This is a genomic window from Opitutus sp. sgz309028 (genome assembly GCF_059821195.1).
In genome coordinates this window covers 225,312-246,629 of the sequence record NZ_JCAMRR010000002.1, presented here as the reverse complement: position 1 = coordinate 246,629, position 21,318 = coordinate 225,312, and the positions used below count along the sequence as shown (strand labels likewise).

At 65.2% G+C, this 21,318-nt stretch carries 9 protein-coding genes; 7 read left to right on the top strand and 2 right to left on the bottom strand.

The window, feature by feature from the left end; genetic code table 11:
- Positions 1 to 93: 93 nt before the first annotated feature.
- Entirely contained in the window at positions 94 to 3,348 is a 3,255-nt protein-coding gene (locus AC6RV7_RS06865; RefSeq protein WP_500093174.1) for a TonB-dependent receptor plug domain-containing protein, read from the bottom strand.
- Positions 3,349 to 3,620: 272 nt separating this feature from the next.
- On the opposite strand from AC6RV7_RS06865, the gene AC6RV7_RS06860 reads away from it, so the two are divergent.
- Complete coding sequence (locus AC6RV7_RS06860) at positions 3,621 to 4,613, top strand: LacI family DNA-binding transcriptional regulator (RefSeq protein ID WP_500093173.1); 993 nt, start codon at positions 3,621 to 3,623, stop codon at positions 4,611 to 4,613.
- Positions 4,614 to 4,823: 210 nt separating this feature from the next.
- Here AC6RV7_RS06860 and AC6RV7_RS06855 read toward each other — a convergent pair whose 3' ends face one another.
- Positions 4,824 to 6,962 carry a hypothetical protein gene (locus tag AC6RV7_RS06855; protein WP_500093172.1) on the bottom strand — a complete coding sequence of 713 codons (2,139 nt, stop codon included), beginning with the start codon at positions 6,960 to 6,962 and terminating at the stop codon, positions 4,824 to 4,826.
- A gap of 245 nt (positions 6,963 to 7,207) precedes the next feature.
- Here AC6RV7_RS06855 and AC6RV7_RS06850 point away from each other — a divergent pair, with 245 nt between their 5' ends.
- From AC6RV7_RS06850 to AC6RV7_RS06825, 6 genes are all read left to right on the top strand, one after another.
- Positions 7,208 to 10,591: a DUF4450 domain-containing protein gene (locus AC6RV7_RS06850; RefSeq protein ID WP_500093171.1), complete on the top strand. Its 3,384-nt coding sequence runs from the start codon at positions 7,208 to 7,210 to the stop codon at positions 10,589 to 10,591.
- Positions 10,592 to 10,598: 7 nt separating this feature from the next.
- Entirely contained in the window at positions 10,599 to 13,301 is a 2,703-nt protein-coding gene (locus AC6RV7_RS06845; RefSeq protein WP_500093170.1) for a glycoside hydrolase family 88 protein, read from the top strand.
- 135 nt (positions 13,302 to 13,436) lie between these two features.
- Positions 13,437 to 14,849: an MFS transporter gene (locus AC6RV7_RS06840; RefSeq protein ID WP_500093169.1), complete on the top strand. Its 1,413-nt coding sequence runs from the start codon at positions 13,437 to 13,439 to the stop codon at positions 14,847 to 14,849.
- Positions 14,850 to 15,027: 178 nt separating this feature from the next.
- Positions 15,028 to 16,641 carry a pectinesterase family protein gene (locus tag AC6RV7_RS06835; RefSeq protein ID WP_500093168.1) on the top strand — a complete coding sequence of 538 codons (1,614 nt, stop codon included), beginning with the start codon at positions 15,028 to 15,030 and terminating at the stop codon, positions 16,639 to 16,641.
- Between the two features lie 53 nt (positions 16,642 to 16,694).
- On the top strand, positions 16,695 to 17,783 hold the full coding sequence (locus AC6RV7_RS06830; RefSeq protein WP_500093167.1) for a LacI family DNA-binding transcriptional regulator: 1,089 nt from the start codon (positions 16,695 to 16,697) through the stop codon (positions 17,781 to 17,783).
- Positions 17,784 to 18,090: 307 nt separating this feature from the next.
- Positions 18,091 to 21,192, top strand: coding sequence for a TonB-dependent receptor (locus AC6RV7_RS06825; protein WP_500093166.1), 3,102 nt, complete (start codon positions 18,091 to 18,093; stop codon positions 21,190 to 21,192).
- Positions 21,193 to 21,318 lie beyond the last annotated feature (126 nt).

The following is a 21,318-nucleotide window of genomic DNA, read 5'->3' as shown; positions in this document are numbered from 1 at the left end:
GGGCGAGGAGTCTGCGGAATTGGTCGAAGGGCGGAAAAAGAAGAAGGCGGGCGCAAAGCCCGCCTTCGTTAAGCTGTCCGCTACGCTTTCAACTCAGAGACTGAAGCGCACGGTGAAGATGAACTGGCGCGGATCGATGATGCGGTAGACGTAGGCGCTGCCGTCCGGATTCACGGCGGCGGCCTGAAGACGACCGTCCTCGAAGATGTTCCGCACATTGAGCTGGAAGCGGACCGTCGAGCGATTGCGGAGCTTCAGGTTGTAGCCCGCCATGAAGTCGAAGTAGGAGCGCGCCTTGTCGTAGAACGGCTTGTTCGCGTCGTATTCGCGGATGATGCCGTCCGGATCGGGCGCGGCGCCGGCGTAGCCGATGATCGCGCGATCCTCCCAGCGAACGGCGCCGCCGATGTCGACGTTCTTCAGCCAGCGGTTGTCGGTGATGCCGCGGAGCTGATAGTTCGTCACGACGTTGAACTTCCACTCGCGGTTCTGCATCACCGGCTTCCCCTGCGTGGCGACGGCGAGCTTCATCGGCGCGAGCAGGTTGCGGATATACCAGCTCTCCGGCGTGAGATTGCCGGCCATGTAGGTGCCGTTCCAAAACGGGGAGCCGTCGAAGGGGCTCTTCGCCGCCATCCACTCGGGCAGGCGGTCGGCGACATACTGCTGGAGCGCGGGCGACATCGTCGAGTTGAAGGCCTTCGACTGCGTGATCGTGCTGCGCAGCGTCCAGAACTCCGTCGGATTGGCGGTAATTTCGATCTCCTTGCCGCGCGAGAACGCGTCGCTGTTGTCGTTGTGCGTCTTGTTGCGGTGGCTGTCGATGAACTCGGGATCGACGCCCATCAGCTTGTGGACCTCCTCGTCAATCTGGCCGATGGACCAGTCGGGATGCAGCTTCGTAAGTTCCTGCTGATAGAAGCCCTCGAGGTCGGGATCGCCGCCGGTCATGTTGCCGTCCGCATCGAGGCGGATCGCGCGTTGCACGATGGTGTTGACGGAGCTGGAGCCGCGGCCGAAGTCGGTCGTCTCATACTGGCGCGCGCGGATCGACAGCCGCGGGAGGCCGGAGGCGTCGGGGAAGAAGCTCAGGTCGAAGCCGTAGTCCTTCGTGTCGGCGCGCGGGTCGGGCAGCGGCTGACCGTAGATGTCGTAGGCGAGCGAGCTCGGGTTGAAGCTGTCGGACTGGCTGTAGCTGAGGCGCAGCCAGTCGAAGACGCGCACGACGACACCGGCGGTGGTGGTGTTGCCCTCGCGTTCCACCCAATCGTATTGGCCAAACGAATTCATCGGGCTCGTGTCGTAGTAGCCGTTCGTCGCGGCGCTCGGATTGATCGCCGAGTTGCCTTCGCGCGAGCGGTTGAAGTCGTGCCGCGCCCCGAAGAGCGGGATGATGCGGCCGTCCCAGAAGCTGCCCTGCCAGATGCCGCCGTAGGTGCTGAGCAGGCGGCGGTTCAGGCGGTTGGCGTAGTAGTATTCGGAGAACTCGACCGGTTCGTTGATCCATTGGCCGGTGACGCCGTTGTAGTAGCGCAGCGTGTAGGTGCCGTTGGGGCTGCCGTAGCCGACGGGCGCGTAATCGACGTTGGAGCCGTTGGCATCGCCGACGTAGATGCGCGGATACATGCGATAGGAGGCGCCGTTGCGGCTGAACGCGGGCGCACTCGGGTCCATCCACGCCTCGTTCGAGCTCATGGTGTCCTTGAAGCCCAGCGAGCCGCCGAGGACCTCGCGATATTCCCCGTAGGCGAGGAAATTCTGCCGGCCGAGGAAGCGCAGCCAGCCGCGCTCCTGCGAGAGATCGAGCTGGTAGGCCAGCATCCCGCGGTAGTTGTCGGAGTTGTTGCGCTTCTTGCTGTAGGCGGGTTCGGAACCGCCGACGTAGGGCCGGAGGAAATACGGGTTGGGCGTGCCATCGAGCAGCTTCTCGTTCACGTCGACGTAAACCTGCATGATCGCCGAGTTGCTGCGGCCGAGGAAGGCGCGCGAATCGGTGTTGATGCGCTCGCGCAGCCAGCCGGCTTGCAGGGCGAGCGTCTGGCGCGGGGTGTTGAGGAAAATCTGCTCGAGCTCGACGTTGCTGGTCTCGCCGGTCGTCCAATCCTGGTTGGGCGCCATGAGATTCACCGAGGTCCAGTCGTAGAGCGAACGGTCGTTCACGCCGGGCGTGGTGAAGAGCGGATAATCGCCGCTGTTGCGCAGGTAATCCGTCGTGTTCTGCAACAGCATGTTCGTGCCGGAAAGATTCTGCGGGCCGTTCCCGGACGCGTTCGGCATCCGGTTGATCATATAGAGCTCAACGTTGCCGTTATCGATATACCAGCTGGGACGGCCAGTGAAACCGGTCTGGGCGACGTCGAGTCCGCGCGGAAACAGCGCGGCCTGCTGGTTCGGCGCGACCGGGCCGATGCTGGTGCCGTCGGCGAGATGCACGGTCTGCGTGATCGGATCCCACGTCGGTTTGCCGCCGGCGACCCAGTCGCTCCACATATCGCGCGGCGTGGTGGAGTTCGGGCGGTTGGCGGAGTTGCGGTAGGATTCGAAACTGCCGCGAATCGTCGTGTTCTTGAACGGCTTCGCGCCGAGCACCACCTGGAGGCGGCGCGTCAGATCCTGCGCGGGCTCCTGCTCGTAACGCTTGTCGTCGTAGAGACCGAGGACGCGCAGGCCAAGTTTACCCTCGAGGAGCGGCTGGTTGATGTCGAAGTTCGACCGGAAGCTGCCGCGGTCGTCGGTGCGGGTGGCGAAACCGAACGTGCGCTTGTCGAGATTTGCGCGGGCAGAGATGACGTTGATGCCGCCGCCGGAGCTGCCGAGACCGAAGAGCGAGGAGTTCGGACCGCGCGAGATTTCGATCGAATCGATGTTGTAGGTGTCGAGCGGCAGCGACGTCCGGTAAAGTCCGGTCGAGATGTTCGGCGAGGACAGACCGCGCATGCGGGTCGCGTTGTGTGGATCGCTCTGGACGTCGTCGCTCACGTTGCCGCGATCGATGTTGAAACTCGTCCACTGGTAAATGCCCTCGGTGTTCGCCTCGTAGAGGAACACGTCGTTGATGTCGGTCGCGGCGGTGTCGAGCAGCTGCTGCTTCGTGACGACCGAGAGCGACGCGGCGAGGTCCTCCAGCTTCGTGTTCATGCGCGAGCCGGAGAGCGTATTGAACGCCTGGTAGCCGCGATCGTTGGCGGCGTTGACCTCGAAGGGCGAAAGCACGATCGGCTGATCGGTGGAGCTGTTTTGAGCGTCGGGCGACGTCTGGGCCTGGACCGTGGAGACAGCAGGAAGAGCCAGGCTGAACAGGAGCGCGGAGAGCGAATGGCTCCGGCTCGAGGAACGGTGCAGTTTCATGCGAGGGCTTGGGTTTGGGTTGGCGGTCAAGCTGCCGGCTCTGGCTTCGCCGCGGGGACGGGTTGGCCAAAGGGGATCCGGCTTGGGTTGGGGATTGGGTGACGGCCTTCCGCGAAGACGGCGGGACGTCATGGCCGTCAACGTGGAAGCGTCCGAGGCGCGGTCGAATCACCCCGATTCGTTCCGTCTGAATCGAAAGAGTTCGGCATGCGGACCGTCCGATGTTTGGGTCCGCCTCCGTGAACAGTGATTCCCGCCCCACGATGCGGAGCATGGCCATCGCGCTCGGGCTCTCCCGCACGACCGTTTCCGATTCCCTCCGCAACCACCCGCGCGTGAACCGCGCCACCCGCGAGCGCGTGCAGGCCCATGCGCGCGAGATCGGCTACCGGTTCAATCCCCTCGCAAGTTCAATTTTGAGTGAAGTCCGGCGCACGCGACTCGGTTCCTTCCAGGGCGTGCTGGCCGCCGTCAGCCTCGAGGAGCCGGCGCGGCCGCAGTTCACCGGCCCATTCTGGCGCGACCTCCTGCGCGGCGCCGCCGATCGAGCGAACGAACTCGGTTTCAAACTGGAGCGCTTCCTCGTCGGCGAAAAGGGCGTGTCCGTGCACCGGCTCGACACGATCCTGCAATCGCGGGGCATCCGGGGCGTGTTGATCATGCCGGCCTGGCGCGGACCGGATTTCACGCATTTGAATTGGGAGCGCTACACCGGCGTTTACGCCGATTATCTGATCGACAGCCCCGCGCTGCACTCCGTCTGCCCCGACCATCCACGCGCGATGGTCACCGCACTCGAGCAGCTGCGCAAACTGGGCTACAAGCGCCCCGGACTCGTGTTGCAACGACACGAAAGCGTGCGGCTGCAGCATCGCTGGGCGGGCGCCTTTCTCTCCTCGGTGCATCTCAACGCCGACTTCATTTCCGTGCCGCCGCTCGTCGTGCCGGAGCTCGATCAGGAGTCGTTCTCGCCGTGGTTCAAGAAGCACCGGCCCGACGTCGTCCTCGGCCATCGCGTCGAAATCGTGAGCTGGATGAAAGCCTGCGGCGCGCGCGTCCCCAAGACGCACGGCTTCTGCTGCCTCAACATCAGCATCAACGCCGTGCCCTCCGCCGGCATCGATCAACAGCCGTATCAAATCGGCGTGCGCGGCATCGAAACCGTCATCAGCCAGCTCCACCGCAACGAATACGGCATTCCCACCCTGCCGTGTAACACCGCCGTCCCATCCACCTGGGTGGACGGTCCGACTCTGCCCGTCTGAGCGGCAACACGCGCCCCGCGTTCACGCAGAGACGGCGATTCATCACCGCGCGGCGTTCCGCGCCGCTCACGCGCAACGCTCCACGCGTCACCGCTCCTTTTCCCGACCCCGCGCCGCACTTCCCCGCGCGGCGCAAACTCAGGCGGCGCAAAAAACCCACACCGGACCCAAACCAGAGTGTCATCCATTATATGACACTCTGGTTCTCCGTCACGGCATGCGGTTGAAGCCTTCGGCGCGGACGGTCCAGTTGCCGTCCTGCGGGAAACCGGGCGCGTCGGTCGACGGCGCTCCATCCCAACCGCCGGCCATCAGGCCGACGGCCAGCAACAGCGACGCGTTCACCGGCAAATACGCAGGGCAGCCGTCCGGCTCCTTCGGCCGGCGCACGTGGCCGGCATTCATGAAGCGCGCCGCCGGCGCCTGGTTCGTCAGAATCGTCACGGCCGTTTCCGGCTCGTTCAGCCGCGCGGCCGTCAACGCGCCCTGCCCCAGCGCCCAGCTCACCCAGCGCTCGATGCCGTTGCGCTGCGTGACTTCGTGAAACGTCCGCCGCACGGTTTCCGTGTCGACGATGTCCACTTTCGGCATGAAGCCGAGAATCATCAGCATCGAGGTGGGCACCGATCCCTGCTTCTTGAACAGATCCGGCTCCGTCTCGATCTCGACGTAGAGCCCGTCCCGTTCCGGCAGTTTCGAAAGTCGTTTCAACACATCCGCCCAATGCGGCTCCAGCTCAAGGCCGAGTCGCGCGCGCCACTCCTGCGCGACCTGCAGTCCGTAATACCAATACGCGAGTTCGAACGTCGGATTCTGCGTGTGATTTTCGCCGGCCTTCTCACTCACGTTCTTGATCGGCGGGCCGAGCACGTAGCGGTTGGTTTTCGGATCGAGCTGCGCAAACGACGCCAGCCACTTCGCCGACTCGAACACGATGTCGCGATATTTCTCCAGCGCCGCGCGCTCGGGTCGCGCGCGGTAAACGAGTTCACACAGCGCGATCGGGTTCGGCTGGTTCCAGATGATGAAAGGATTGATCGAGCCGGGCGAAGGCCGGCCGTCGATCCCGGCCATCTTCGGCCAGCGCGCGCCGTCGAAGCCCTGCTCCGCGGCGTCGGCTTTCGCGAGCGGCAGAATCTGCTGATACCACACGAGTCCTTTCTCGATCAGCTCCGGATGACCCCACGCGTAGAATTGCGCCGCGTGCCAGAAATACATCTCGGTGTTGTGCTTTCCGAACCAGGTGATGTTCGTCAGCCCATCTTCCGACGGCGGGAAACTCCCGGCGTAGTTCACGCGCACGAGATACTGCGAGAGCACCACGCGGCGTTCGAGTTCCGCCGCGCGCGGATCCTTGCTGCCCGCGAGATCGAGCGCCGCGCCTTTCGTCCAATAATCCTTCCAACCGCGCGCGCTGGCGTCGCGTGTCTCGGCAAACGTCGGCCATTCCGTGCGCTCCCCCTCGGCCGCGAAACCCACCGTGAGCGCCAGTTCGTTGGCGCCCGCGGTCGTCGCGAGCCGGAAATCATGCGGCGCCGCTTCGCGCAGCGTCGTGTCCGCCGCGGTGCGCACGTTCGCGAAATAGCGGCTCTCGTCGAGCGAGCGTTCGAGCTGGCGGTAACGCGGCGTGTCGCGCCGCACCGTCGTGCGATGCCGCTCCGGGCTCCACGCGAGCGGCGGCTTGTTGCGCGTGCCCGACTCGTGCGAATACGGAAAACGCAGCCGCACCTGCAGCGCTCCGTTCGCGAGCAGCGGCGACGCGATCCGCACCGACGCCACGCTCAACGTATCGTGCGCCACGGTCTCGACGCGCACCGGCTGGCCCGCGAGCGTGAAGCGGCTGTGCACGACGCCAGTCCACAAATCCAGCGTCTGGTCGATGCCGCCGAGATCCTCCGGTGCGAGCGGACGCCCCTCGTAGACGAAACTGATCTGGCCGAGCGGAATCGGGTGCGGATTTTCGCGAAAATATTTTCCCGCCGGCGAGTGTTGCAGGCCCGCGTAGTGAATCGTGCGCCCGTGAAAGTTGTAGGGCTTCATCGCGTCCTCGATCTTCACGTTTTCCGTGTTGGGAAACTTGTGCCACGCCCACGTGCTCAGCGTCTCGAGCGGAATGCCGTGCTCGTGATACCGTTCTCCGAACGACTGCAGCCCGGTCACGTCGACCGTGAACGCGAAATCGCCGTTGCCCACGCTCAGCGGGCTCTCGGGATTGATCCGGTCGACGCGCACGTTGTGACGCTTCACGAGTGCCTCGCGATCGATCGCAGCCGCCGCGGACGACGCGACGAGCCACGACGCCAGCACACCCACGCTCAACACATGCCAAAAACGAAAAATCGGAAGCATCGTCATAATAGGGCAAGGGGTCCGCGGGGAATCGAGCCGCCCGCATCGGCGTCGTGACAGCTACGCGCGCCCTCCCGTGCCGCGAGGCCCCGATGTTCGGACGGTCTGAGCCGGAAGGGTTCTGACGCGCGCAACGAACTCGCTGCATCCTCGTCAGGTCGGATCGCCACCGTCCGACTCTCCCCCTTCATCTGTCAGACCTGTCCCGCGTTCCGACGCGATTTGCCCCAGTCTTTCGTCTTATCATGCCTGCTGTCGCCCGCCGCTCCTTCGCTCTTCCGCTGCTCGCTGCCGTGGTGTTCCTGCCGACAACGCACGCCGCGACCGAGGCGTTCGGCGCCGGCCACCTCGCGCCGAATCTCACCGACCACCTCGAACGGCCGCTGCGTTATCATCCCGACGGCGCCGATTTCGTGATCGAAAACGGCGACGGCGTGTTCAACCGCCCGCTTTACGGCGGCAACACCGCGTTTCGCGTCGACGCCGGCGATCGTCCCGAATTCGTCCTCTATCTGCCGGGCCGTGGCGGCAATCTCCGGCTCGGCCTGCGCGCCGGCGCGACGACGAAATGGCTGCATGACGCCGCCCGCATCGTGGCGCGCTACCGGCCCGGTCAGATGCTCTACGAGATTCAGGATCCGCTGCTCGGCGACGGAGCCACGCTGCAACTCGCGGCGATCGCGTATGCCGAAACGGAAGGCTTGATCGTCCGCGCCGCACTCGCGGGGCAGAACGCGCATCGCGCCATCGAGCTCGTCTGGGCTTACGGCGGCGTGAATGGCCAGCGCGGCAAGCGCGACGGCGACATCGGCACGGAAAACGTGCCGATCAGCGAGTGGTTTCAGCTTCGGCCCGAGTTTTGCGCGGGCAACGCGATCGCGATCGGCGGCGAGGGTTTCACGCTGAGCGCCAAACCGGCGACGATCGCCGGTGTTGTTCCGCGCGAGGCGAAACTTTCGGTCGCCGATGCGGCGGCCTGGAACGATCCCGCGACGTTGTTCGCCCCGGCGCCCGCCGGCGCCGCAGCGCCGAAGCATCCCGTTCTCGTCGGCCGCGCGGCTCTGTCGGTCGGCGAAGAGGTTTATCTTTCGTTGCAGCGCCTCGCGGCCTCTGCCGATCGCACGACCGAGGATCTCGCCACCTATCGTGAAGTCACCGCCTCGCGCACCGAAGCTGGCAGCCCCTCGGCGCCCGGTGCTCCCCAGCTTGCGCCGGTCTTTGCGCGGGGCGAATTGCCGGCGCGGTTTCGCGCGGCGGAGCGGCATTTCCGCGAACTGCGGCAGCGCGTGAGCGTCGAGACGCCGGATCCGTTTTTCGATGCGGCCGTGGGCGCGCTGAACGTCGCCGCCGATGCCGCGTGGGACGCCCCGCAGCAGGCGATCATGCACGGCGCGATCGCGTGGCGCACAAAACTCCTCGGCTGGCGCGGACCGTATTCGCTCGACGCCCTCGGCTGGCACGAACGCGCGCGCAGCCATTTCCGTTATTGGGCGGGTCGGCAAAACACCTCGCCGATTCCGGCGAAGCTTCCGCCCGCCGACGAAAACGCGAATCTCGCGCGCAACGAAACCGGCCTGCACAGCAACGGCGACCTGTCGAATTCGCACTACGACATGAACCTCGTCTACATGGACGCGCTGTTCCGCCATTTGCAGTGGACCGGCGATCTCGCCTTCGCGCGCGAGATGTGGCCGACGATCGAGCGTCACCTCGCGTGGGAGCGGCGGCTGTTCCGGCGCGAGTTCGGTCCCGAAAAACTCCCGCTCTACGAAGCCTACGCGGCGATCTGGGCGAGCGACGAACTGCAATATCACGGCGGCGGCGCGGCGCACGCGACGGCGTATAATTATTTCCATCACGCGCAGGCCGCGCGCCTGGCGCGGCTGATCGGCGAGGATCCGACGCCCTTCGAACGCGAAGCGGAACTCATCGCGCGCGGGATGCGCGAACTGCTTTGGCGGCCCGGACGCGGCGGCCTCGCGGAATTCAAGGATCTCCTCGGCGCGCAACGCACGCACCCGCACGCGGGATTGTGGACGTTTTACCATGCGATGGACGCGCAACTGCCCACGACGCGCGAAGCGTGGCAGCTGACACAGCAGGTCGAAACCGAGCTGCCGCACCTGCCCGTGCGCGGCCCCGGCGTGCCCGCCGGCCTCAGCGTCCCCGGAACGACGACGTGGATGCCTTACCGCTGGTCGATCAACAACGTCGTGATGTCCGAGATTGCGCACACCGCGCTCGGCTTTTGGCAGGCGGGACGCCCGCGCGAGGCGTGGACGATGACGAAAGGCGCGCTGCTGGCCGCGATGTATATGGGTATCTCGCCCGGCAACGTCGGCTCGATGTCATATCTCGACGTTTACCGCCGCGAGTCGCAGCGCGATTTCGCGGACGGCTCGGGCGTGTTGTCGCGGACCGTGGTCGAAGGTTTGTTCGGCATCGAGCCCGACCTGCTCGCAGGCGAGTTGCGCGTGACGCCTGGATTTCCCGCAGAGTGGACGCACGCGAACCTGCGGCATCCGAACGTCTCGCTGCGGTTCACGCGCGATGGCGACACCGATCATTACGTGATCACGCAACGTTTCGGGCAACAACTTCGCCTGCGCATGAAGCTCGTCGCGCCCCGCGATCGCGTGGCGTCGTTCGCGATCAACGGCGACTCCGCCTCCTGGCAGGTCGTCGAGGATTCGGTCGGCGAGCCGCAGATTGTGCTCACGAGTCCCGCCGGCGGACGGCACGAAATTTTGATCACTTGGGGCGGCGAACGGATCGCGGCGAACGAGCAACCGACGACCGACGACTTCACGCCGCGCGCACAGGGACAAATGCGCTGGCTGCAACCGCCCGCGCCCGCGGCGCCGCTGCCGGCCACGCTTTTGCCGACGTTCGCCATGCCGGCGGACGCGCGTTTCGAACCGGTCGATCTCACCAAGGTGTTCAACGACCGCGTCACGCAGATTTTTCGCAACGAGTATCGTGCGCCGCGCTCGCCGTTCGTTTCGCTCGCGATTCCGAAACAAGGCATCGGCGGCTGGGCGGGCGGCGTCAACGACACCGCCGAGATCGACGACTCCGGCTTGCGCGCGGTCGCCGCGCGTCAGGGCGGCCGCCTCGTGCTGCCGAGCGGCGTGCCGCTCGCCACGCCGGGCGAATCCGACGCGCGCAACATCGCGTTCACGTCGCTTTGGGACAACTATCCCGATGACGTGACGCTCCCGCTCACCGGCCGCGCGCGCGGTGTGGTGTTGTTGATGGCCGGGTCGACGAATCACATGCAGAGCCGGTTCGAAAACGGCGAGATCGTCGTCACCTACGCCGACGGTTCGACGCAGCGGCTCGCGTTGGAAAATCCCACGACGTGGTGGCCGATCGAAGAGGATTTCTTCATCGACGATTTCCAGTTCCGCGTGCCCGGTCCGTTGCCGACGCGCGTCGATTTGAAAACCGGCGCGATCCGTGAGCTCGACGCCACGGCGTTCAAAGGTCGCGGACGCACGGTTCCTGGCGGCGCGGCGACGGTGCTCGCGTTGCCGTTGGATCCAACGAAGCCGTTGCAATCGCTCACGGTCCGCACGCTCGCCAACGAGGTCGTCGTCGGTCTGATGGCGGCGACGCTCGTGCGCTGAACCTCTCATGCGCGCAACGATGCGAGCAGCGGATCCGTCGACAGCGGATTCGCGCGCCCGCAGGTTGACGCACCCGTCCCCACGTGTTTCCTGCGGCCCCCTGGTCGCCCACCCCTACCCTGATCCCATGACGATGCCCAAGGTTACTGTATTGTTGTCGTTTGTCCTGTCGGTCCTCTCGTTCGGCGCGCTGCGCGCCGCCGAGCCGGCCCGCGTCCCGCAGTTTGGCGGCGCGACGCCGCTCGAATGGTCCGAGCGACTCGCGAAATCCGAAATGGCCCGCAAGGGCGACACGATGTTCCACGGCGGCAGCCGGGCGCGCGCGAACTGGAATTACACGACGTCGCTCTTCGGCCTCTCGCTCCTGAAGCTGACCGAAGCGACGGGCGACAAGAGCTACGCCGACTACGGCGCGCAGACTGCGACGTCGTTCGTCCAGCCCGACGGCACGATCGCGACCTACAAGATGGAGGACTACAACGTCGACCTGATCCCGCCCGGCAAGGTCCTCCTTTACCTCTGGGAAAACGGCCGGCACGACGCGAAATACCGCACCGCGATCGAGACCTTGCGCGAGCAGATGCAGAAGCACCCGCGCACGAGCGACGGCGGTTTCTGGCACAAGCTGCGTTATCCGTATCAGATGTGGCTCGACGGCCTGTTCATGGCCTCGCCCTTCCTCGCGCATTACGCGCAGGTTTTCGAAGAACCGGCGCTCTTCGACGACGTCGCGCGGCAGATCATCCTGATGGATCAGCACGCCTACGATCCGAAGACGGGGCTGCATTATCACGCGTGGGACGAGAAGCGCGCGCAGGATTGGGCCGACAAGAAGACCGGCACCTCGCCGAACTTCTGGGGCCGCGCCGAAGGCTGGTATGCGATGGCGCTGGTCGACTGCCTCGATTTCTTCCCGCCGACGCATCCCGAGGTCGAACACATCAACGAGATCCTCCGCCGCGTTGCCGACGGCATCGTGCGCTGGCAGGATCGCAAAACCGGCGTCTGGTGGCAGGTGATGGATCAGCCGGATCGCCAGGGCAATTACCTCGAGGCGACGAGCACGAGCATGTTCGTCTACACGCTCGCGAAGGGCATCAACCGCGGCTACCTCTCGCGCGAAAAATATCTCCCCGCGCTGCGTCGCGGCTACGAGGGCTTGATCCGCGAATTCATTCGGCCCGACGGCACCGACCGCATCAGCCTCACGCGCTGCTGTGAAGTCGCGGGTCTCGGCTACACGACGTCGAAAGGCCGTCCGCGCGACGGTTCGTTCGATTACTACATCAGCGAGCCGATCATCGACAACGACCTGAAGGGCGTCGGCCCGTTCATCATGGCCGGCATCGAGCTGCAACAGTTGCTCTCGACCGACGAAGCGCCGTTCACCGTGCGCGGCTGGGTGGATTACGAAAAAGTCCTCGCGCGCATCCAGGCGCCGACGTTTCCGGATCGCGATTTTCCGATCACGGATTTCGGCGCGAAGGCCGGCGCCGATAGCTCCGCCGCGATTCGCGCGGCGATCGACGCCTGCCATCAGGCCGGCGGCGGCCGCGTCGTCGTTCCGCGGGGCGAATGGTTCACCGGCGCGATTCATCTGAAGAGCAACGTCAACCTCCACGTCAGCGAAGGCGCGACGCTGAAGTTTTCCACGAATCCCGCCGACTACCCGATCGTGTTCACGCGGTGGGAAGGCGTGGAACTGATGAACTACTCGCCGCTCATCTACGCGTTCGAACAGGAAAACATCGCGGTCACCGGCAAGGGCACGCTCGACGGCCAGGCGTCGCTGGAAAACTGGTGGAGTTGGAATCGCAAGGGCGACAAGCCGCAGAAACAAAAAGCCGCGCGCGACCGGCTGATCCAGTTGGCCGAAGCCAACACGCCCGTTTCCGAGCGCGTTTTCGGCGACGGACATTATCTGCGCCCGAATTTCATCCAGCCGTATCGCTGCAAAAACGTCCTCATCGAGGGCGTGACGGTTCTTCGCTCGCCGATGTGGATCGTGCATCCAGTGCTCTCCCAGAACGTCACCGTGCGCGGCGTGACCGTGAACTCGCACGGTGGCAACAACGACGGCTGCGATCCCGAATCCTCGCGCGACGTGCTGATCGAGGACTGCGTGTTCGACACCGGCGACGACTGCATCGCGATCAAATCGGGCCGCAACGGCGACGGCCGCCGCGTCAACGTCCCGACGGAGAACGTGGTCATCCGCAATTGCGTGATGAAGGACGGCCATGGCGGCGTCGTGCTCGGCAGCGAGTGCACCGGCGGCATCCGCAACGTCTTCGTCGAAAACTGCGAGATGGACAGCCCCGACCTGGATCGCGGCCTGCGGTTCAAGAACAACGCCGTGCGCGGCGGCGTGCTCGAGAATGTTTTCATGCGCAACGTGAAGATCGGCCGCGTCGGCGAGGCCGTGTTGACGATCGATTTGCTCTACGAGGAAGGTGCGCGCGGGGCGTTCAAGCCGGTCGTTCGCAACGTTCTCATGGAAAATATCTCCAGCTCCGCGAGCCCGCGGGTCATGTTCATCCGCGGCTTCGATGGCGCCGTGATCGAAAACATCCGCATCCGCAATTCCACCTTCAACAATGTGACCGAAACCGAGGTCGTGCAGCACGCCGGCACGATCACGTTGCAGAACGTCACGATCACGCCCGCCAAGGGCGCGCGCAGCCTCAACTCCGTTCCCGCCACGAAATAGCTCGCCCCCGATTGAATTGTCGGGCGGTTTCTGCCGGTCCCGCCGCGCGCCCCCGGGCGCCGCGATCTTCCCAGCGCGGGATCTGACCGACCCCGTCCGACGCTCAACCCGATCCTCCACCTCCAACCCCAACTCATGAGCAAGTTCGCCCAAACCAACGAACAGATCGGCCGCTACCGCTGGACGATCTGCGCCCTCGTCTTCTTCGCGACGACGATCAACTACCTCGATCGCAACGTGCTCGGCCTGCTCAAGCCCGTGCTCGCGGAGCAAGGCGTGTTCGGCGACGATCCGGCCGCGCAGGAGCTGAACTACTCGACGGTCGTCATCTGCTTCACCTTCGCCTACGCGCTCGGCATGGTGCTCGCCGGCCGGTTGATCGACTGGCTCGGGACGAAGTCCGGCTACGCGTATTCGCTCATCGGCTGGAGCATCGCCGCGATCGGTCACGCGTTTGGCCATCACACCTGGAGCTTCGGTTTCTGGCGCGCCGCGCTCGGCCTGGCCGAATCGGGCAACTTCCCCGCCGCCAACAAAACCATTGCCGAATGGTTTCCGAAGAAGGAGCGCGCTTTCGCAACCGGTCTTTATAATTCCGGCGCCAACGTCGGCGCGATCGTCGCCCCGCTCTGCGTCCCGCAGATCGCCGCGGCGTGGGGTTGGGAGTGGGCGTTCATTCTCACCGGCGCGGTCGGCCTCGTCTGGCTGTTCTTCTGGTATACGATGTATGGCACCCCGGCGGAAAAGCTGAAGAAAGGCCACCTCACGCAGGGCGAATACGAGTTCATCCACAGCGACAAGGACGAGCAGGTCACCGCCAACGGCGAGGAGGTCAAGTCGCGCGTCTCCTGGTTCCGCCTGCTGACGTTCCGCCAGACCTGGGCGTTCGTCGTCGGCAAGTTCATGACCGACGGCATCTGGTGGTTCTTCCTCTTCTGGCTGCCGTCGTTCCTCACCGGCGAAAACGATCGCAAGATCGCCTCCTACAAGGCCGCAAATCCGGATTTCGCCGGCGATCCGTCGACCATTCCCGGCGTCATCAGCTGGACGTTCGCCGTCGCCATCATCTACACGATCGCGACCGGCGGCTCGATCTTCGGCGGCTGGCTGCCGAAGCGCTTCATGAACGGCGGCATGGACGCCAACAAGGCGCGCAAGACCGCGATGTTCATCTTTGCGCTGCTGCCGCTCACGGTCCTCCTCGCGTCGAAGCTCGGCGCGATCAACACCTGGCTCGCCGTCGCCGCGATCGCGATCGCCTGCTCCGCGCACCAGGCGTGGTCGGCCAACATCTTCACCACCGTTTCCGACATGTTCCCGAAACGCGCGGTCGCCTCCGTGACCGGCATCGGCGGCATGGCCGGCGCGATCGGCGGCGTGCTGATCGCCCGGGTCGCCGGCGAGCTGCTCGCGCATTTCGCGGCCATCGGCAAGACGGAGCTCGGCTACGCGCTGCTCTTCATGATTTGCGGCTCGGCCTACCTCGTGGCCTGGATCCTCATGCACCTGCTCGTGCCGAAGTTTAAGCAGATCGATCTGGAAGCTTGATCGGCGCCCGCGCCTTTTTTATCCGACGCCCGGCTCACACTCGTGAGCCGGGCGTTTTTTTTGAGGAGAAAAACTCAACGATGCGCGCAATTCCTCCATCGTCCCGGCCGCGCGAACGCGTCAGCTTGCGCCCGGTTTCCCGTTTGCTGCGACCGCCCCCGTCGTCCGATTTCCCGCCATGAAATCCATCCTGTCGTTCGTGTTTTGCTTCGCTGCGTTTGTCGCCCCGCTCGCGGCTGCATCCAAACCCGACGCGATCGTCGCCGCCGACGGCTCCGGCGATTACACGTCGCTGCAGGAAGCGATCAGCGCCGCGCCGATGCAGACCGATCCCGCCGGCCCGCGCTGGGTGATCTTCGTCAAACCCGGCACGTATCGCGAACGCATCTACGTCCAGCGCGAACGCGGTCACATGCTCGTGCGCGGCGAGGACGCGGCGACGACGATCGTCACCTTCGACCTCAACGCGAATCTGCCCGGCCCCGACGGGAAACCGATCGGCACCTTTCGCACGCCGACCGTGCAGATCGACGGCGACGGCATGATCTGGGAAAACCTCACGCTCGCGAACTCCGCCGGCCCCGTCGGCCAGGCGCTCGCGCTGCGCGCCGATGGCGACCGCCTCGTGTTTCGGCACTGCCGTTTTCTCGGCTGGCAGGACACGATTCTGCTGAATCGCGGCCGGCATTACTTCGTCGACTGCCGGATCGAGGGACACGTCGATTTCATCTTCGGAGGCGCGACCGCGTATTTCGAACGCTGCCACATCCATTGCGTGGGCAACGGCTACATCACCGCCGCCGCCACGCCGAAGGAACAGCCGCATGGTTTCGTGTTCGCCGACTGCACGATCACCGGCGCACCGGAAGCGAAAACCTATCTCGGCCGGCCCTGGCGCGATTTCGCGAAAACGCTGTTTCTCCGCACCGAAATGAGCGAGGTCGTGCGGCCCGAAGGCTGGCACAACTGGAACAAGCCGCAGGCTGAGCAAACGACGTTTTACGCCGAATACGGCAGCACCGGCCCGGGCGCGTCGCCCACCACGCGCGTGCGCTGGGCCAAAACCCTCACCGCCGCCGAAGCCGCCGCGCTCACGCCGGCCGCGGTCCTGGGCGAATTCGTCTCCCGCGAAGCCGCCGACATGAAGCCGCATCTCGTGCTCGTCGGCGACTCCACGGTGACGGACAATTCCGGTTGGGGCGCGGGCTTTCGCCAGTGGGTGAAGGACGGCGTGACCGTCACGAACGTCGCCCGCAGCGGTCGCAGCTCGAAGAGTTATCGCGACGAGGGCCACTGGCAGACCGCGCTCGCGGCGCACGGCGATTATTACCTGATTCAATTCGGTCACAACGACCAGCCGGGGAAAGGCCCGGAACGCGAAACCGTCCCGGACACGACGTTCGCGGAAAACCTGGGGCGTTATGTCGACGACGTGCGGGCGCTCGGCGCCCAGCCGGTGCTGATCACCTCGCTGACACGGCGCAATTTCGACGCCGCCGGCCGGATCGTCTCGACGCTCACGCCGTATGTCGAAGCGACCAAGCGGGTCGCCCGCGAAAAGCACGTGCCCGTGCTCGATCTGCACGCACGCAGCGTCGCGTTGTGCGAAGCTTGGGGCCCGGAGAAAGTCGTAAAGCTGGATCCGAAGAAAGCGGACGGCACCAGCGACACGACGCACCTGGACGGCGCCGGCAGTCTGGTGTTCGCGCGGCTGGTGGCCGACGAACTGCGGCGCGCGGTGCCCGCTCTCGCACCCGCGTTGCGCGAAGCGAACGAAGGCGCTGACGAGTGAAATAGAACGGTTTTTTCGCCGGTGAATCGCCCGACGGCGGGTCCGAGCACATTTTGCTCGACTGCCCCGGGCCGTTCGCGTGTCTGGCGTGCGTGCAGGCCAAGGCAACGCTCGAAGACGTCGCACGCGCCGCCGGAGTGCACCGCACCACGGTTTCGCTTTCGCTTCGCGACCACCCTCGCATCCCTCCCGAAACCCGCAGCCGCGTCAAAGCCATCGCGCAGCGGCTCGGGTATCGGATCAACCCGCTGGTGTCCGCGTTGATGCAGTCGCGGCGTTCGGGCAAGCCGGTGAAGCACGCGGCGCTCGCCTACGTCACGAATTATCCCACGCGCTACGGCTGGCGGCCGGAACATCACGACCGGCCGGACTTCTTTCCCGGCGCCGCGCAACGCGCCCAGGATTTCGGCTACAAGCTCGAGCATTTCTGGCTCGCGGAGCCGGGCATGACACCGCGGCGCTTCTGCGACATGCTGTCGGCGCGCAGCATCAACGGCCTCATCATCGGCCGCCTCCCCCCGGGCCAGCACTCGCTCGATCTCGAGTGGCAGCGCTTTTCCTGCGTGGCGCTCGGCATGACCCTGCGTTCGCCGGTGCTCCACCACGTGACGGAGAATCATTTCGACACCGTGTGGCAGGCGATGGAGCGCTGTCGCGAGCGCGGTTATCGCCGGATCGGCGTGCTGTTTTCCGATGTGAACGACAGCCCGCGCGTCGGCCACCGCTGGCTCGGCGCCTACATGGCGCAGCAACTCCAATTTCCGCCCCAGGACCGACTGCCGGTCTGCCCGGGCAACCCCACCACCGAAGGCGTGTTCCGGCAGTGGTTTGCCCGCCACCGACCCGATGCCCTGCTGGTCAACAATCCGAAACTTCTGCTGCAGTGGCTCGCGAATCTCGATCGCACCGTGCCGCGCGACGTGGGCGTGGTGGCCCTCGAGCAGCGGCGCGAGATGGAATGCACCGGCATCTACTACGATCCCGCCAAGATCGGCGGCCTCGCGGTCGAGATGCTCGTCGGCCTCATGCACCGCAATGAAACCGGCGTTCCTGCCGTGCAGCACGAGATCCTGCTCACCGGCGAGTGGCGGGAGAACTGCATGCTGCCCTGGCGCACCGACGCGCCGCCGCCGGCCACGTAACCATCGGGCCACTACACGTCGTCGTCCGCGCACCGCGCGGCGCCGTTTTGGTCAACGATGTGCCTAAACACCCCCTTGAGGTCGCTCAGGGGTTCGATTCCCCTTCAGCTCCCCCTTTGGAGCGCCGAGTAAAAGGCGTTCCACCGCCATCGCCCCAAATACCCCAAGTCCCCTCCTGCCTCTGACTTTGTCGTCCGTTCCGAGCTGCTGCTTTCATAGTGCAGCCGGAGGTCGACCCGGCAGTGGCGCAGGGCGGTTTGAGATTCGGGAAGGTGGCGGCGGTCAGTCCCAAGCCCTGTCACCAAACATGATACCATACAACAGCCATAGGCTACCTGTCCCTGTTCGATTCCCGCGGCGTCTCGCCTGGACCCGCTGGTTATCGCAGTTCCGTCTGTTCATCGCCCTGATCACCGGCCTGTCGGTGCTCGCCTCCGCCGAGGCGCAGCCCGCCGCGACCGGCACGATCGCCGGTCGCGTGCTCGATGCGAGCACCGGCCGTTACCTCAACAACGCCCAGGTCACGATCGCCGGCACCAACCGCACCACGCGCACCAACGAATACGGCGAATACCACTTCGACAACGTGCCCGCCGGCGAGGTGAACGTGGAGGCCTTCTACAGCGGTCTCGGTCGCCAGACCGCCGCCGCCACCGTCGTCGCCGGCCAGTCGGTGACGCAGGACCTCCAGTTCGGCAGCGACACGGGTCCCGTCGTGCTGGAAACGTTCACCGTCGCCGGAGCCCGCGACACCAACGTCGCCTCCATCGCGGTCAACGAACAGCGCTTCTCGCCCAACATCAAAAACGTCATCGAGACGGATGCGTTCGGCGACGTCGCCGAGGGCAACGTCGGCGAGTTCCTGAAGTTCCTCCCCGGCATCACGGTCGACTACGTCGCCGCCGACGTCCGCACGGTATCCGTGCGCGGCTTCGGTCCCGGCTTCACGTCGGTCATGGTCGACGGCTTCCGCATGGCCAGCGCCTCGTCCGGCGCCGGCAACCGCGCGTTCGAGTTCGAGCAGGTCTCGATCAACAACGCGTCCCGCGTCGAAGTCACCAAGGTGCCCACGCCCGCCATGCCCGCTTCGGCGCTCGGCGGCGCGGTGAACCTGATCGGCAAAAACGCGTTCGAACGCAAAGGCGCGCAGTTCAACTACCGCCTTTCGTTCAACATGAACGACGAGGACCTCGACTTCTTCTCGAAGACGCCCGGCCCCGGCCGCAAGGAAACCTACAAGGTTCTTCCCGGCTTCGACTTCGACTACACCCTGCCGATCAACGACAATCTAGGCTTCGTCATCACCGGCCTCACCTCGAATCAGTTCAACGAGCAGCACCGCTCGCAGAAGAACTGGAACTTCGCCCAAGCCGGCGCCACCGAGACCAATCCCTACCTGATGTCCTACGTCATGCAGGATGGGCCGAAGAACTCGTTCCGCGACTCGGTCAGCTTCAAGGCCGACTGGCGCATCTCGCCCCGCTCCGCGATGTGGATCGGGTATCAGGCGAATTACTACAAATCCTTCTTCGGCAATCGTAACATCACCTGGAACGTCGGCACCAACGCCGTGCCCTCGCCGGCTTCCGGCAGCCCGCTGAGCTGGGGCTCCGACTTCACCAACGGCGCCACCGGCCGCGGCTCCGTCAACCGTGGCTCCTCGTTCCGCGACAAGCTCGGCGCCACCGGTGCCTTCATGGCGAAATACCGCTACAACGGCACCGACTGGGACTTCGACGCCGGCCTCTCCTACGCCGCGTCCCGCACGTGGTATCGCGACATCGAGCGTGGCCACTTCAACGGCGCCAACGCCAGCATGCAGGGCGTTTCCAGCGTGCAGTTCGCCGACTACACCGTCGAGCGCCCGAACGTCATTCGCGCCCTCAACGCCGCCGGCCAGCAGTTGAACTGGTCCCAACTCATCAACTATCGCCTCACGACCGTGACTTCCACGCCGCTCGATGCGAAGGACGAGTTCACCACCGGCCACATGAACGTCGCGAAGGACTTCAAGGCCGCCGTGCCGTTCACGCTCCGCGCTGGCGTCGACCAGTCGAAACAGAAGCGCGACATCACCCGCCGCTCCAGCACGTGGAACTTCGTCGGGCCGGACGGCATCGCCAACACGGCCGACGACAACGCCGCGCTCTATGGCGACTCGCGTTACGCGCCGGACCCGCACTGGGGCCTGCCCACGATTCAGTGGATCGATCCCTTCCTCCTCGGCGACCTGTTCAAGAGCAACCCGGGCTACTTCCAGCAAACCACCGCCCAGCAGCTCGCGACGGAGCGCTTCCGGATCCAGAACTCCCAGCTCCTCGAAGAGACGATCACCTCGGCCTACATCATGGGTGAGGCGAAGTTCATCGACGACCGTCTCTCCGTCCTCGCCGGCGTCCGCTACGAGAAGACCGAGGACGACGGCCGCGGCCCGCTCACGCCCACGCCGGGCGCGACGCTCGCCAACGTAGCCGCCAACTGGCGCGAACGCGGCCTCTCCGTCGACCAGTCCTACGATGACTTCTACCCGAGCGTGCACGTGAACTTCAACGCGACGAAGGACATCGTGCTCCGCGCCGCCTATGCGTTCACCGTCGGCCGTCCGGACTTCGGCAACATCCTGCCGCTGGTCCGCATCAACGACACGGATCTCCAGATCAATGACGGCATCGGCAACATCGATCCGCACACGATCATCTACAACAACACGGCGTTGAAGCCGTGGGAAGCGAAGGGCTGGGATCTCTCCGCCGAATACTACTTCCCCAACGGTGGCCTCTTCGCCGTGGGCGTGTTCGGCAAGGACATCGACAACTTCTTCAGCAGCGTCGCCAGCACCGCCACCCAGGCCGATCTCGATTTCCTCGGCCTCGGCAGCGAATACGTCGGCTACGCGCTGCAGACCCAGCGCAACCTGACCACGAAGGCAAAGATCCTCGGCGGCGAAATCAACTTCCGCCAGCCGCTCCGGTTCATCCCCGGCATCGGCGACAAGCTGGAGTTCTTCTTCAACGCGACGAAGCTCGATCTCGACGGCGGCACGCCGGCCGACTTCAACGGCTTCATCGACAAGGCCGGCAACACCGGCATCACCTATCGCGACAAGAAGGTCACCCTCCGCCTCAACGTGAACTACCGCGGCAAACAGGCGCAGGGCGCGCAGACCGGTGGAGCGTTCGGTGGTGCCGCCGCCGGCTTCTACCAATACTTCGACTCGCGCGTCACCGTCGACGTGAACGCCGAATACCGGATCAACCGCAACCTGGCGCTCTTCGCCAACGCGCGGAATCTGTTCGACGAGCCGCAGGATCTCCTGCGCGAAAACGCGAACACGCCCGGCTACGCCTCGCAGTATCAGCGCGAAGAGTTCGGCGTGCAGATCACCGTCGGCTTGAAGGGCTCGTTCTAAAAACGACGCCCGTCCCGCACGGATCTCTTCTCAAAGCCGCCCGGTTTCCGGGCGGCTTTTTTCTTTCACATTTTCCCCCGGCGCGTTGAGTCGAAATCCCCCGCGCAGCGCCCGGCCGTGCGGCCA